General features: G+C 35.8%; 12 protein-coding genes and 1 pseudogene. 6 read left to right on the forward strand and 7 right to left on the reverse strand.

The genetic code is table 11. The features are described from left to right. Window positions 1-180: 180 nt before the first annotated feature. Window positions 181-1581, reverse strand: a complete 1401-nt coding sequence (locus PC_RS06080) for a sodium-dependent transporter (protein WP_011175810.1) — start codon at window positions 1579-1581, stop codon at window positions 181-183. Between the two features lie 467 nt (window positions 1582-2048). Here PC_RS06080 and PC_RS06085 point away from each other — a divergent pair, with 467 nt between their 5' ends. The 3 genes from PC_RS06085 to PC_RS06090 all read left to right on the forward strand — a co-directional run bounded on the left by PC_RS06085 (window position 2049) and on the right by PC_RS06090 (window position 5208). Then, window positions 2049-2495, forward strand: a complete 447-nt coding sequence (locus PC_RS06085; protein ID WP_011175811.1) for a YkgJ family cysteine cluster protein — start codon at window positions 2049-2051, stop codon at window positions 2493-2495. Beyond that, a complete protein-coding gene (locus PC_RS11735) occupies window positions 2492-2584 on the forward strand; it encodes an Mrp/NBP35 family ATP-binding protein (RefSeq protein ID WP_232086067.1) in 93 nt (30 codons plus the stop codon). Before PC_RS06085 ends, PC_RS11735 begins: the two co-directional genes overlap by 4 nt. Before the next feature lie 845 nt (window positions 2585-3429). Next, complete coding sequence (locus PC_RS06090) at window positions 3430-5208, forward strand: phospho-sugar mutase (RefSeq protein ID WP_011175812.1); 1779 nt, start codon at window positions 3430-3432, stop codon at window positions 5206-5208. Window positions 5209-5323: 115 nt separating this feature from the next. Here PC_RS06090 and PC_RS06095 read toward each other — a convergent pair whose 3' ends face one another. The 5 genes from PC_RS06095 to PC_RS06115 form a co-directional block, all read right to left on the reverse strand. After that, the gene (locus tag PC_RS06095) at window positions 5324-6151 is read right to left on the reverse strand and encodes an IS982-like element ISPasp3 family transposase (RefSeq protein WP_011174955.1); all 828 of its coding nucleotides are present in this window, start codon (window positions 6149-6151) and stop codon (window positions 5324-5326) included. Window positions 6152-6370: 219 nt separating this feature from the next. After that, the gene (gene pseI / locus PC_RS06100) at window positions 6371-7426 is read right to left on the reverse strand and encodes a pseudaminic acid synthase (RefSeq protein WP_011175813.1); all 1056 of its coding nucleotides are present in this window, start codon (window positions 7424-7426) and stop codon (window positions 6371-6373) included. An 8-nt stretch (window positions 7427-7434) separates the two neighbouring features. Then, window positions 7435-8658 carry a DEAD/DEAH box helicase gene (locus tag PC_RS06105; RefSeq protein ID WP_011175814.1) on the reverse strand — a complete coding sequence of 408 codons (1224 nt, stop codon included), beginning with the start codon at window positions 8656-8658 and terminating at the stop codon, window positions 7435-7437. After that, the gene (locus tag PC_RS06110; RefSeq protein ID WP_181679075.1) at window positions 8643-9452 is read right to left on the reverse strand and encodes an SDR family NAD(P)-dependent oxidoreductase; all 810 of its coding nucleotides are present in this window, start codon (window positions 9450-9452) and stop codon (window positions 8643-8645) included. The genes PC_RS06105 and PC_RS06110 overlap by 16 nt, the downstream gene beginning before the upstream one ends. 2 nt (window positions 9453-9454) lie before the next feature. Continuing rightward, the gene (locus tag PC_RS06115; RefSeq protein ID WP_039359535.1) at window positions 9455-11623 is read right to left on the reverse strand and encodes an HD family phosphohydrolase; all 2169 of its coding nucleotides are present in this window, start codon (window positions 11621-11623) and stop codon (window positions 9455-9457) included. A 242-nt stretch (window positions 11624-11865) separates the two neighbouring features. On the opposite strand from PC_RS06115, the gene PC_RS06120 reads away from it, so the two are divergent. Both PC_RS06120 and lexA read left to right on the forward strand, forming a co-directional pair. Continuing rightward, complete coding sequence (locus tag PC_RS06120) at window positions 11866-12543, forward strand: phosphatase PAP2 family protein (RefSeq protein WP_011175817.1); 678 nt, start codon at window positions 11866-11868, stop codon at window positions 12541-12543. After that, the gene (lexA, locus tag PC_RS06125; RefSeq protein ID WP_044045063.1) at window positions 12540-13160 is read left to right on the forward strand and encodes a transcriptional repressor LexA; all 621 of its coding nucleotides are present in this window, start codon (window positions 12540-12542) and stop codon (window positions 13158-13160) included. Before PC_RS06120 ends, lexA begins: the two co-directional genes overlap by 4 nt. Before the next feature lie 161 nt (window positions 13161-13321). Here lexA and PC_RS06130 read toward each other — a convergent pair whose 3' ends face one another. Beyond that, window positions 13322-14185: a CDP-alcohol phosphatidyltransferase family protein gene (locus PC_RS06130; protein WP_011175819.1), complete on the reverse strand. Its 864-nt coding sequence runs from the start codon at window positions 14183-14185 to the stop codon at window positions 13322-13324. A 183-nt stretch (window positions 14186-14368) separates the two neighbouring features. Between PC_RS06130 and PC_RS10535 the strand changes: the two are divergent. Continuing rightward, a pseudogene (locus PC_RS10535) lies at window positions 14369-14473 on the forward strand (DUF1328 family protein); the annotation flags it as partial. Window positions 14474-14910: the final 437 nt, after the last annotated feature.

Raw genomic sequence — 14910 nt, forward strand, 5'->3', positions numbered from 1 at the left:
TCCGTCTACTATCAACGATTTTTTATTAAAAAATAATAATCCCCTTTTTAAATTTTCGATAATTTTAGAGTTAAAAGTCTGCTTGCTCATTTAACTCTGTCTGTATTATGTTAACATTTTTCTTTATTTTTTTACTTAAAACTATTACTAGAATTTATAAATATTTTCTCAATATCCTGTTTATAAATGACTTATTACTTTTCTCTGACTGAAATAAGTGTCGATATCAATCAAACCACTCTGCTGTAGAATGATAAATACAATAGCAATGGGAGCAACCCAACGAATAAAGAAAATCCACGGGTGCCATAACCAACGCATGGTCGTACCAGAAGAAAACTCCTCTTTCGCTAATTCTTTATCTAAAACCCAACCCGTAAAAATAGACACTAATAACCCTCCAATAGGTAAAAACCAAAGAGTAACCAAATCATCAATAGTTTGAAAAAAAGTTTTTCCATAAATGGCGGGCCAGTTTGCAAATAACGTATTTGTATTAGATAATGCGCTAGGAATACCAAATATAAAACAACTAATCGACACAATTAAAACAGCTTTTTGACGTGACCAACCGAGTAAATCAGTAAAATTTGCTGTGACAACTTCGATTAAAGCGACAGCAGAAGTGAGTGCCGTAAACACAAATAACACGAAAAATGCGGTAGAAATAAAAAGAGCTCCCGGCAACTGAGCAAATAAAACCGGTAATGTTTTGAAGACAAGCCCAGGACCTGCTTCGGGTGCAAATCCAAAAGAAAAAATAATAGGGAAAATCATGAGGCCTGCCAATAAAGAAATCAATACAATCATGACACCTATGATCACTGCCGTTTTAGGAATATTGTCCCCTCTTCTCATATAGCTCCCGTAAGTCAACATGATCCCTTGACCTAAACTAAGCGTAAAGAAAGATAGCCCGAGAGCATCAATAGCAGCAGAGGGTTTAAAACGAGATAAATCTGGATAGAAAATAAAATTAACTCCTTCTCGAAATCCTGGAAGGGTGAAAGCATACGCACACATACTTAAAAGAATAATTAATAGACCAATCGTCATAAAGCGGCTCCAATACTCAATTCCTTGACGAATGCCTCGATAAACGACGGCGGCTGTCAATGCCGTGAAGAGAAAATGCCAGAATAAAGTGATATCAGCTGAAGAAGCAAGGATGTCAAAAACCCCTGAAATTTCTTGGGCTGTCCGATCCTTGTAAAATTGACTGAGAGACATGAAAATGTAATTGAGCCCCCATCCCGCTAAAATACTATAAAAAGACATGATTAAAAAAGAAGAGGCAACTCCTAACCAACCCACAGTTTTCCAAGCAGCAGAGTTATTAGCTAAGCTTGCAAAAATGCCAACAGCTCCACGTTGGGCTTTTCGACCCAAAATCAATTCCGCAATAAAAACTGGAACTCCAATAAAAAACGTGCATAAAATATAAATAAAAACAAAGAGCCCTCCACCGTTTTCACCTGTGACATAAGGAAATTTCCATAACGTTCCGAGACCAATTGCCGATCCCGCTGCCGCAAGAATAAATCCTAAATGTGAACTCCAGTGCTCTCTTTGTTTTTGCATATTATTTGTCTCCGAATTAATGAATACAATTGATTTGGTACTAGGCGAAAAACGACTCCAAACAAATTTTAACTTGCTTGTGTGTTAGACGTAGATGGCGTCAGTGTCAAAAAGAAATGAAATGGTTGAAATAATTTTTTTAGCTGGAGAAAGGATAAAAAAATTTCTTCTTTTGGACATAACAATCTGTTAATCCTTTGAAAACGATTTTATCGATCTCTTATAAAAAAGTTATGCTTCAAATGAGTTAGTTAAACTAAGCATTTGAGGAATTTATCACAACGTACCTAAGTTGACAATAGTTATTTTTTCTTATATTATCTTAAATTTATTGAATAAGGATTGCTCATATTATTCTCGCTCTTTATCGAAGCCGCTGTTGTTTTAGAATTGTTTGTATTATCTTTCTCATTTTATTTTTTTTTGCAGGTATTCGACAAATGGTTAAAAAGAAAGGCTTTTAAACTATGTTAAAAATCATTAAAGAAGAAAATCCGTGGTATGCAGAAGGATTATCGTTTGAATGCACTGGGTGCGGTCAATGCTGTACAGGTGCTCCTGGATATATTTGGGTCAATGAAGAAGAAATCGAACAAATCGCTTTTCATTTACATTTATCCATTCAAGAATTTGCAGATCATTATTTACGCTCTATTAATGGGCGTTTTTCACTGCTTGAGAGGCCACAAACTTATGATTGTGTATTTCTAAAAGATAAAAAATGCCAAATTTATTCCGTCCGTCCTACCCAATGTCGTACCTACCCTTGGTGGCCCCAAAACCTGAAAACAAAAAGAGATTGGAAAGAAGCTGCTAAATGGTGTGAAGGAATTTCGGAAACAGCTCCTGTTGTCTCCGTAGATAAAATTCATGAGCAATTACAGAGACAACTGCGTGAAAATAACCAGCCATGACAAATAAAGTTTTAGCTATTGGATCTGGTAAAGAGGTGATGGATAAATCAACAGTCGCTGTCAACTTAGCTGTCGCTTTTTACAATTAGGCCCTAGAGATAAGTTTATTAGGTGCCGATATTGATGGTCCCTCGATTTCCATTATGTTAGATCTCAAAAATTGAGCCCTTGCCTCAAAAAAGCAAAATAACCACATGACCAAGCTTATTCCCTTTACAAAATTTGGAATCAAAATTATTTCAATTGTTTTCCTCTGATTGAAGAAACCCGGATCCGTATTTGGAAAGGTTCTCTTCTTCCTTCTCCCTTAAAATAAAATGCTTTCAGAATTTTAGGGCCGATTTAGATCTTTTATTAATTGATCTTCTTCCAGGCACAGCACAGGCGATTGCTTATTGTCCCTTTCATATATATTATCCATGACGATCGCTTTTGTTGTAGCAACCTCTTAAGAGGTAGCCATTTTAGTTGCAGTCAAAGCTATTAATGCGTTTGGTCAATTAAAAATTCAGTTGTTGGAAAACATCGAGAATATGGCCGAGTTTACAGTTCCAGAGGCAAGCCAAATTTATCCTATTTTGATGAGATAAAAACAGAAAAATTAGCAAGTTTCTTTTTTCAAACCTCTCCTTTTTTAGCCCCTATTCCTTTAATCCCGCTATGCAAGAAATTGATGATGAAGGACCGCTCCCTTGCTTTTTATCCAGGCCATGTCTATCAAGTCTTCTTAGATTTAGCAAAACAAATTCATCTTCTCATCTAACCGATTGATAATTACTTTAATCCGTGACGGTAAACTCTTTTTTTTTCAAAAAATCATCTCGAATGCAAATTTAAGCCAGGGATAATTTTTTATTGCATGCATTCTCAAGCTCTTTTATGGTGAAATTAAACTTACCTTATTGATTTAAACACTTAAAATGAGAATGATTCCATGGAACTCGCTGAAAAACCCCTTTTTGATTTAGTCACGCAGAAAAATGTTAATCTATGGCTAGAAGGTCAATACGATGTAGCTACAAAAGCAGAAATTAAGCAACTCCTTTTAGAAGACCCTAAACATATTGTTGATGCATTTTTTACGAATCTGACTTTTGGAACGGGAGGACTTAGAGGAATCATGGGAGTTGGAACTAATCGGATGAACTTTTACACTGTCCGAGCCGCTACACAGGGATTAGCCAATTACATCAATAAGCAACCCAATGAAACTCAAAAAAAACGAGCAGTATTTATTGGTTACGACTCTCGTCATCACTCCAGGGAATTTGCTGAAGAAACTGCCAAAGTATTAGCAGCTAATAAAATTCACGTTTATCTGTTTAAAGATATTCGCCCCACTCCCCTTGTTTCTTTTGCTTGCCGTTATAAAAAATGTATAGCAGCTGTCATGATTACAGCTTCTCACAACCCCCCTGAATATAACGGTTATAAAGTTTATTGGTCTGATGGAGGACAATTAGTGCCCCCTCATGATGATGGAGTCATTGCAGAAGCTTCAAAAATTGTCGATCCCAATCAGGTAAAAGTTTGTCATTCCCTTGACGACTTATTAATCGAAGAAATTGACAATGAAATTGATGAAGCCTATTTGAAGGCAATTCGTCCTCTTCAGCATTACCCTGAAATAAATCGAAAGCAAGGCAGCCAATTAAAAATTGCCTATACTAGTTTACACGGAACGGGAATTACGATGGCTCCCCTAGCCTTAAAGGAATGGGGATTTACCAATTATGTTTTTGTTGAACCTCAAGTCATTCCCGATGGTACCTTCCCAACTGTTCGATTTCCCAATCCAGAAGAACCAGCTGCCTTAAAACTCGGTATCGAATTAATGCTACAATCAAAATGTGATCTTTTAATCGCTAATGATCCAGATGCCGACAGAATGGGAATTGCTGTCCTTCACAATGGAGAAGCTGTTTTATTAAATGGAAATCAAATTTGTGCCCTTCTTCTCGAACACGTCTGTGAGGCTTTAGCTAAACAAAAAAAACTTCCTGAAAAAGCTGCTTTTATTAAAACGATTGGAACCACAGAGCTTTTTCAAGCCATTTGTGATGCCTATGAGAGACCCTGCTTTAATGTATTAACAGGCTTTAAGTATATTGCTGAAAAAATTCATGAATGGGAATTATTCAAAGGGAGACACCAATTTATTTTTGGTGGAGAAGAGTCATACGGATATCTATTGGGGACTCACGCACGCGACAAAGATGCTATTGTTTGTAGCGCACTTATCTCTGAATTAGCTTTAAAAGCTAAATTAGAAGGAAAAACTTTGCTAGATAAACTTCATGACCTTTATCACAAATATGGGATTTATCAAGAAAAATTACTTTCAATTAACTTTGGCGAAACTAAAGAAGGAAAAGAGCAAATGTCTTTGGGAATGCAAAAACTTCGCTCTACACATCTGAAAAATATTTGCGGTATCCCTGTCATGGTGATTGAAGATTATTTATTATCCACCAAAATTCATTTAGAAACAAATCAAACAGATCCTATTACTCTACCCATTTCAGACGTTCTTTTATACTGGCTCAAGGATGGCACAAAAGTGATGGTTCGTCCTTCAGGAACTGAACCTAAAGTTAAAATTTATTGTGGACTTGTAGAAAAACAATTTACAACGATTGAACAAGGTCTTGAAATAAGTAAAACAAGATGTGATCAATTATTGAATTTTATGAAAACACATCTCATGTCTTAAACAAAACTTTTTGAGAAGAAAAAATCTGCATGACTCATTCATCGATCGATTAAACTATTGCTAATCTTTTTTCTTCTCAAATTGTTAATAGGTATCTAATGTAAGTTGCAAATAACTAATTTATTAAAAAATTTGTTGCAGCTGCTACTAGAAATCCTAAAACTTTAATTTCAAACCCATTAGACGTCGTTGCATGAATTTTTCTAGGCATCAGTCTTGATATCACGCCAAATACTCCCTCAATAAATTTTCTAATGTGCTTCAAATTTACAAAATCATGTAAATCGATTGAACGAAGAGAATTAGATTTTGGCTCCACTATGAGCTTGATGTTTTCTATCTTTTCAAGCATGTCTTGATGCTTATAATCGACATAGGCAGAATCTCCATAAATCTTACTGCCTGCGGGTAAGTTTCGTTCCATGTATTTAAAAGGAACAGCATCATGCTCTCTGCCTGGACAAAGGATAACTCTAAAAGGGCACCCATCTTGAGAAGCTAAGACTGTTACTTTCAATCCATAAAAATATTCTCGCTTACTAGCATTATACCCTCTAAATTCCTCTCCTCGATAAATTCTACAATTTTGAATTCTTATATTTCTACAAACAGAAACAGGAAATGCATCAACAATATATTCAAAAGGTAATTTTCCAAAGTTTTTTAATTTTTGAATAAACTCAAGAATTTCCTCCCACCATTTCATGGGTATTTGATGAATTCTTCTATTTAATGCGCTCTTACTCAGTTTATTCATGATATATCTATGCTCAATAAGAAATTTTCGGGACGTTTCCATATTTCCGTAAAAAAATCTCATTCCTACTAAATTTATCAACATAATTTCCGAAGTAGACAGTTTTGTATTTGGCCAATCTTTGTATCCAATCGAAAGGATGTAGTCGTCTAAAAGGCAATAAAGTGCTATAATTTGTTCTTCCATGGCTTCAATCCTTGTTATTTGTTCCACAAAAACAATTTAAGGATCTGAGGCCTTTTTATTTACATCTAAATTTTATTTTAACTTAGTTATTTGCAACTTACATTATCTATTAAAAATCAAATAAAGCGATATTCTTTTAAAAAACTCAACGGTAATTTTTTTATCATCAGTTTATTGAATTTTTAAAATATATGTAATAATTATATTAAGTTCTTTCAGCTAAACCATATTAAATAAATCCCAAGTAACAGGTGTTCCCTTTGCAATAGATTGATTAATAGTCAATCCTATGATTTTATCAATTTCTTTTGGGGGTAACCCTTTATTGGGCCTAACTGATCGAATATGGTGCAGCTGTATTTTTTCTCCTTGCTCAAGGTCTTCCACAAAATAAAGAGAAGGGCGATGAGAATGCGTAGTTTGTTCAACGGCAAGAGGCCCATAGTGAATCTGACCTAACGCTTCCCAAGCATTTTTTGATTCGTTAACTAAAAGTTTTAACTCTTCCGGCTCCAAAGAAAAAACACTGTCAACTCCCCCTTCTTTTCGAGAAAGGGTTAAATGTTTTTCTATAAGGCAACATCCAAAAGCTAAACTTGCGATAGAAGCACCTATTCCTAGAGTATGATCTGACAATCCTATCAGTACTTGAAAATTTTCGCTCATGTGAAAAATTGTACGTAAATGCATATCTATCGATTTCGCAGGATAGGCAGCTGTACATTTGAGTAAAATTAAATCTTGGCAACCAACTTGTCTGGCTGCATTCACAGCTTCTGTGATTTCTTCTAAATTGGCACCCCCTGTTGATAAAAGCACGGGTTTACCAAGTGAAGCAATTTTTCGAATTAAGGGTAAATCGACGATTTCGGGAGAAGCAATTTTATAACAAGGGACATCTAACGCTTCCAAAAAATCTACTGCACTTTCATCAAAAGGTGTACTAAAAGCAACCAATCCTAAAACTTTGCATTTTTCAAAAATAGGTTGATGCCATTCCCAAGGCATATGAGCTTCTTGGTAAAGATCATAGAGATACCGTCCAGTCCACAAACTCGATTTTTCTTCGATTAAAAATTCAGAACGCCGAACATTTAAGGTAATAGTATCCGGTGTGTAAGTTTGTAATTTGACAGCATGGGCCCCAGCTCGCGCAGCTTCTTCAACAAGTTTTAAGGCCCGTTCAAGTGAACCGTTATGATTGCCAGATAATTCAGCGATAATAAACGGAGGATGCTCAGGTCCAATTTTTTTAGATCCAATTGAAATATCCATGTCGAACCTTAATGAGGCTTAGAACTTTTTTTATTGGGGTAAGGGCGTCTTTTTCGAGGTTTAGCAGCTTCCTGTTTTTCAGGCGGTGGGCATCCAATCCAACGAGGCTCCTGTTTAATCTGTTTTAGAATAGCATTTAAATATGGTAGTTCCCTAGAGGTCACCAAAGAAATAACTACTCCAGTTTTCCCATATCGCCCTGTTCTTCCAGATCGATGCACATAAACATCAGATTCATGAGAAAGTTGGTAAATAAAAACATGGCTCACTTTAGAAAAATCCAAACCTCTGGCAACAATATCCGTTGCGACGAGCAGCCGAATCTTACCTGTCCGAAACTTATTTGTCACAATAGTGCGAATATCTTGATTTAATCCCGCATGTAAAAAATCTACTCCATCTAAATGCGACTGTAAAGTACGACACACTTTTTCTACTTGAAACCGCGACTGACAGAAAATAATAGCTTGCGTGGGATTATTCTCTTTAATGAGTTGGATAAGCTCATGGTCTCTTTGATGCGCTAAGCAATAAACAAAACAATGCTCTAATAGGTGAGGGCTTGCTTGTTCTAAAATTAAATTCACCTCTTGAGGATCTTTCATGTGATGCTTAGCTAAACGTTGAATCGCAGCTGGCATCGTTGCTGAAAACAATAATGTTTGATGAGAGTGGTTTAAGCATTGAATAATAAAAACAAGATCATCGTAAAACCCCATGCTTAACATTTCATCAGCTTCATCTAGTATCAAGGTTTCCACATGAGACAAATCAATTTGTCGCGAATAAATAAAGTCAATTAAACGTCCAGGAGTGGCTACTAAGACTTGTACACCATGTTTAAGTTTAGATTGCTGCAAAGCTGAATCTTCTCCCCCAAAAATTGCGAACGCTTTAACTCCTTTATATTTCCCAATTTTTTGTGTTTCTGTTGCATATTGCAAGGCTAATTCTCTTGTTGGGACAATGATCAGAGCTTGAATATCTGTCAGTTCCGTATTTACACGATTACAAATCGGGATAGCACAAGTGGCTGTTTTTCCAGAACCTGTTTGTGAAAGAGCGATGAGATCTTGTTTTTTTTGAATCAGTGGAATAGCCTCTGTTTGAATTCGAGAAGGCTCTTTAAAATTCATTTTATCTAGTGCTTTTAAAATTAAAGGATCTAAATTAAAAGTTATAAATCCATTGGGCTCTTGAGGAAGCAATTCTACATCTATTTGTTCTTGCATGAGGGTAATCTAATGACGTTGCGCGGAGCAATACGCTTCGCAATGTTGTTTTTAATGATAGCGGTAACGATTTTTTTCGGAATCAAATAAGAAAGCCAGGTTAATAACCGGTATTTCCAATCAATAATTGTTAAAGGAGTTAAGCTTTCAATTTGTTTCCAGATTGCACGAGCTACAAATTTGGAAGACATGACCGCAGTAAATTTTCTTGTACGCGTCATTCCAGCATTTTGGCTAAATTCTGTTTTAACCATTCCTGGACACGCCACCAACACGCGAATTCCAAGCGGTTTTAATTCTTCATCTAAACTTTGTGAAAACTGGTTGATAAATGCCTTAGTGGCAGCATAAACAGCCATATTAGGCGCTACCTGAAAAGAAATAGCCGAGGATACATTTAAAATAACGCCTTGCTTAACCTGAGAAATTAAAGCTCTTGCTCCTTCCAAACTAAGTTGCAAAACTGCATTGACATTTACATCAACAATATGCTTTTGCTGTACAGTAGAATACGAAAGAGCTTCTCCATATAAACCAAAACCCGCATTATTAATAATAATATCGGGACAATGCTTATGAATTAAGTCAATGATTGTTTTGACACCTTCTTCCTGAGAAAGGTCGGCTGCCACTGCTTGAACAATCAAAGAACCAAATGTGTCCGTCAGTTTTTTTAATTCTTCTTGATTTCTACCCGTAATGAGTAATTTTAGTTCTTTTTGAGCCGCTAGATGAACAAGAGCTTGCCCAATTCCAGCTGTTGCGCCCGTAATAAGGACCAAACGTTGTTTCATCATCAAGCTCCCGCTTCTCGACACGCTAAAAGTTTTTTTTCTGGCGCAGGGTATTTAATGCGTGAATGACCTGCTGCTAATAAAGTTTTCACTAAAGCTTTTTTCACTGTATAGAGTTCTTCAAATGTCAACAAACATTGATCAAATTGTCCATCATCAGCTTTTTCTCGAACTAAACGATCAACTAATCCCATCAAAGAGTCTTCATTTACTTTATCAAGTGAACGAGAAGCCGCTTCAAAAGAGTCAGCAATCATAATAATTCCTGATTCTTTACTTCTAGGTGTAGGGCCTGCATAGCGAAATTCTCTCTCATCCACTAAATTCTTATCTCCACCCATTTTTTCAACTTGCTTGCGATAAAAATAATAAACAAGCGTTGTTCCATGGTGTTCTTTGATAATATCAATAATCGGCTCTGGAAGTCCCGCTTCTCTTGCTAATGAAACTCCTTCTGGGACATGCGCCATAATGACTTGAGCAGATTCTTGGGGTGTAAGAAGTTGATGAATATTTACTTCACCAAATTGGTTTTCTGTAAAATATTGAGAAGTCGCCATTTTACCCACATCATGATAGAGAGTTGCCACACGGCAAAATAGCCCATTTGCCCCTATAGAAAGAGCCGCTGCCTCTGCTAAATTTCCCACAACAACCGAATGCTGATAGGTTCCTGGAGCTTCGATTGTCAACCTTCTCAATAAATCATTATTGGGATTCATATATTCCATCAATGTCACATCGGTCATAATCCTGAATCCAGATTCCAGTAAAGGAAGTAATCCCACGCCTAAAACAGCCGTGAAGAGCATAAAGAAACAAGCACTCAGAATATCTGCTACCATAGAAAAATGGCCAATGCTGTTGTGATACAAATGCGAGGCTAAAATGGCAATTACGCAACAGATCCAAGCATTTAAACAAACAACAAAAATTTCCTTTCTTCGTCTAAGTGAATGGACACTCAAAATAGCAACTAAACCGGCCGTTAAATTTAAAAGAAGAAACCCTTCCCAGTCAAATGCCAAGGAAATTGAAGACACCACAGAAAGAAATCCTGCTGAAAATGTAGCAACCGCTGGATTAATTAAACTACAGATCAAGATCGCTGCCAACGGAATAAAAAGTGGGTAACGAATTGTATCAATTAAGTTATTTTTGGAATTTAAAAGAAAAAACTCGGTAAATTTTGATAAAATGAGTGTTAAAACTAAAATCGTCACTAACAGAAATATTTTTCGATTGGATTTTAAAATACGAGGCTGGTTCGTTTGAAAATAAGATAGGAAAATTCCTATAAATAAGACTGTAAAAATTAAAGAGCCCAACATCGTAAAAGGATTAGAAAGATTACGGCGAGTTCCCAACGCACTTTTCATCGATTGAAGCATGGCAATATGTCTGGATGTGACTTTTTCACCTTGATCAATGATCCGATTTCCCGCATTTACATGCGTATATTTATCAGGGACAAAACTCTGAATTTTTTTTCTCAATTGTCTTTGAGCTGGAATATCTTCTTCGATGTGCCAATGACTATGTTTAAAAAATTCAATTGTTAAAGCAGATACGAGGGGTTCATACTGGCTGAGAGGTAAATCTTTGGCTTGAATCTTTTCCCAAATAGATTCAGGAAGGACAGTTTGGTCTATAAGAGTATTTGGAGTATATATCTGATATTGATTGGTAAGAATTCCTAAAGATTTCATACGGTCCAAAGTCCGCGCATCGGTAAAACGCATTTCAACAAGAGCTTGCTCTATTTTCTCTGTTGCTTGGTAAAGTTCATCAAACTGCCCGTTTTCTGTGTGCTTATGCCAAGCTTGGTTATATAGTAAAAAGTTTTCAAATTCGATTCGTTTTCGACGAATATCATTTTGAGAAAGTCGATAAATTTTTCCAACATCTCTGATGGAGTCTTGCTTCAAAATGACAGTCGCTTCTTCATCAAGGAAATCGAAATTCACTTGAGAGACAATATAACGAGGAGCAATACTGCCAAGTTCCAGCATTTCTACTCGAACTTCTCGGAAATGCAAAAATGAAAACAAACTAAAAGCAAACAGGCAAATAATCAAATAACGGATGATCTTGCTTTTATCAAAAAAACCTTGCTCACCAGAAAACTTTAATTCTTGCTGATTCTCAAAAATACTGTTTCTATCAGGCATTTTTGTTAAAACCTACACTAATTTTCATAGTTTTACCATAACACATCCTTGAATTGGCATATAGTAAAAACCCGACTTCGTCATTCGAATTCCCTTAAATAGGAAACTCAAAAAATGAATTTATGTGTCAATTTTTATGGAATCCGCTATATATAAAAGCATTTAAAAATTGGAATAACGACTCTCGATTCAATAAACTCCAGATCGAAGCAAAATCTTAAAAAATCCTAAGTGCTTTCATCATGCCAAATTCCTTTTCGAAAACAACGACTATTTTCTTTCCTCTTTTAGCGGTTCTTTTATTTACCCTCTGGTCTACTCCAATCGATTTAGCGGTCTCTCAATATTTTTATCGCCAAGGTGAATTTGATTCCTCTCCTATCACTCTTTGGATTTATCATTATGCAATTTTTCCTGCTTGGATTGTTGTAGGATTAGCAATTTGTGGAAGCGTAGCCTCAATTTTCTTGCCTCGATTGAAATTCTTTCGGCCCGCTTTCCTTTATTTGATTCTTGTACTGGCAATCGGATCGGGAATTTTCGTGCATGCCATTTTTAAAGACCATTGGGGAAGACCACGACCCAAACAAATCATTGAATTCGGGGGTGCTCAACCATTTTTACCTTATTATAAGCCTCGCTTCAATCATTCATTTGAACCTTCTAAATCCTTTCCTTGCGGACACTGCTCTGTCGGATTTTATTTTTTTAGTTTTTTATGGCTAGGTAAGCATTATCGAAGCTATTTTCTTTACATTCTTGGTTTATTTTTAACAATAAGCTTGGGAGGTGCTCTCAGTTATGCTCGTTTAGTACAAGGAGGACACTTTTTTTCTGATGTGGTTTTTTCTGCATTAATTATGTGGTTGACATCGATTGGATGTTATCAAATAATCTTTAAAAGCGGCTATTCACCATGAAAGGATTGACACCCAAACAACAAGCTATTTTGCAATTTATTCAACAATTTATCGAGACTCATCAATATTCACCGAGTTACAGAGAGATTATGAAACACTTTTCTCTTGCTTCCCCAGCTTCCGTTCATAAACACATTCAATCTTTGCAACGCAAAGGGGTGCTAGCAGCCGAAAAAAAATGCAGTCGTTCTCTCATCCCTACTCATCCTCCCGCTTCACTAACTTTTTCAGCTGAAGTGTTACTCCCTCTTATTGGCAATATCATGGCTGGCTATCCCATTGAGATGTTTATGCGACCCCAAACCATTGCTGTTCCATCCACTTTTGTACATCATTTAAATAATACTTATATCTTACGCGTTCAGGGTAATAGCCTGTCAGAAGAGCTCATTCAAGACGGAGACCTTTTGGTTGTTGAAGCAAGATCTATTGTTCAGCCAGGAGAAATTATCATCGGCGCAATTAATCATCATAACACCGTTGTTAAACGTTATTATCCTGAAGGGCAATACATTCGTTTAGAAAGCATTCATATCAATCATTCCTCTTTAACACTCCGTCACGATCACCTAGCTATACAAGGGGTATTAACAAATCTCATACGTTTTTATTGTTAATTAAATTTCTAAATTCTCCATTGATCAAAAAAACCATTCAAATTGAAATTTGATTCAAATATTATTTGCAAGCATTGTGCAATATTTATTGTCGAATAATGTTTTTGATAACTTTCTAAACAAACCATTTTGTGAAAAAATAAACCAGGAAAAATCCCAATTCACTCTTCAACCTCATCCAATTCCTCTGGTTCCGGCTCAAATTCCTCTAAAGTTTTGGACCGTCTTCCTGCTACAACACGAAACATTGCTAAGGTCAAAGCCAATAAAATATATCCCCAGGAAAGAACCGTACATGCTAAGGCAAAATGATGAAGAATACCATAGAAGACCAAAACAGCTGCAAGTACTGTGAAAAAAACAAGACGAAAAGAAGAAACTTTTATTTCTAAACTTTTGACACTAGGGAATTTCCAGCGACTTACCATGCAATATCCTAATAGCATCAACATCACAGATAAAATCCAGGTTTGGCTGTGGGTAGGAAATTGTTTTACCCACTCAAAATTGGGATTAAACAAGAAAAAATTAAGAGAAACTGCCGCTGCCGCTGCCGCAGGAATTGGAAGTCCTGTAAAATGCTTCTTATGCGCAACAGCCAATTCAACATTATTTTTTGTAGCTAATGCTGCTACATTAAACCTAACTAGACGAAGAACTCCACAAAGTGAAAAGACAATTGCAGACATGGTAACTAAAAAAGATAATTTTGTACTGGGATCAACAGAAAGGCTTTTTAAAATAATTACAGAAGGGGCCACCCCAAAAGAAATGGCATCAGCCAATGTGTCAAATACTACCCCAAAATCACTTTCCGCTTTGATAACGCGAGCGACTGCTCCATCCATCAAATCGGCAAACGCAGCTAAAAGCAATATAGCTGTCACAGCGGTTAAAATTTGTGGGGTCACTTCTCCTACCCCCGTCATATTCATTTTAAAGATGACAAAAAGTCCACAAGAAAGACCAAAAGCGGTAATGACATTAGGTAAAAAATAAATTTTCTTCCGTTGAAGAGAATGCATATCGGTTAATCACTCCAAAAGTTAAATGAGAGAATTTGTAAATAACATACCTGACAATCTTATTTTAAACCAAACCTTGAAGAATTCTTTAATCAACAATATAATTTTTATTTGACTTTTTATGCTATTTAATTAACCTGAGCAAAAGTAGTTATTCAATATAAATTAACTAAAGGAGGTCTTATGTTAAGGTGGGCTATAACCTTTTTAATTATTGCGATTATTGCAGCCATATTTGGTTTCGGTGGAATCGCAGCCACAGCCACTGGTATTGCACAAATCTTGTTTTAAATTTTTATTGTCTTATTCTTAATTTCACTTCTATTTAGTTTACTTGGTCGTAAAGGGCCTACTCCGCCTATTTAAATCATTCATTTCATCTGTGGCAATGATTAAATGAATTATCCTTCGAGTTTGAAAGTTTTCTTTATGAAAGATTAACTTTCAAACTCAGGATGCAGCAGAAAGAATTTAATCCCATTTCAGCTCAAATTTCGATTTATCAATGCTAATTGATTGAATTTGCGGGAGAAATAAAGTAAAAAAATGGTAAGATTTATTAAACTTTTTCCCCATTGAAAAGTTTAGAAGTCTGACGAATTTTACAAAAAATTCATTCTTCTCTAAAAAATAAGTATAAAGTTAACCATCCTTCATTTTGTTTACATACCGCTTATTTTGACAAATAAGACAAAATGAACTTTTAGCAGATAGCAAAAATATGC

The sequence above is a fragment of the Candidatus Protochlamydia amoebophila UWE25 genome, assembly GCF_000011565.2.
GTDB lineage: Bacteria > Chlamydiota > Chlamydiia > Chlamydiales > Parachlamydiaceae > Protochlamydia > Protochlamydia amoebophila.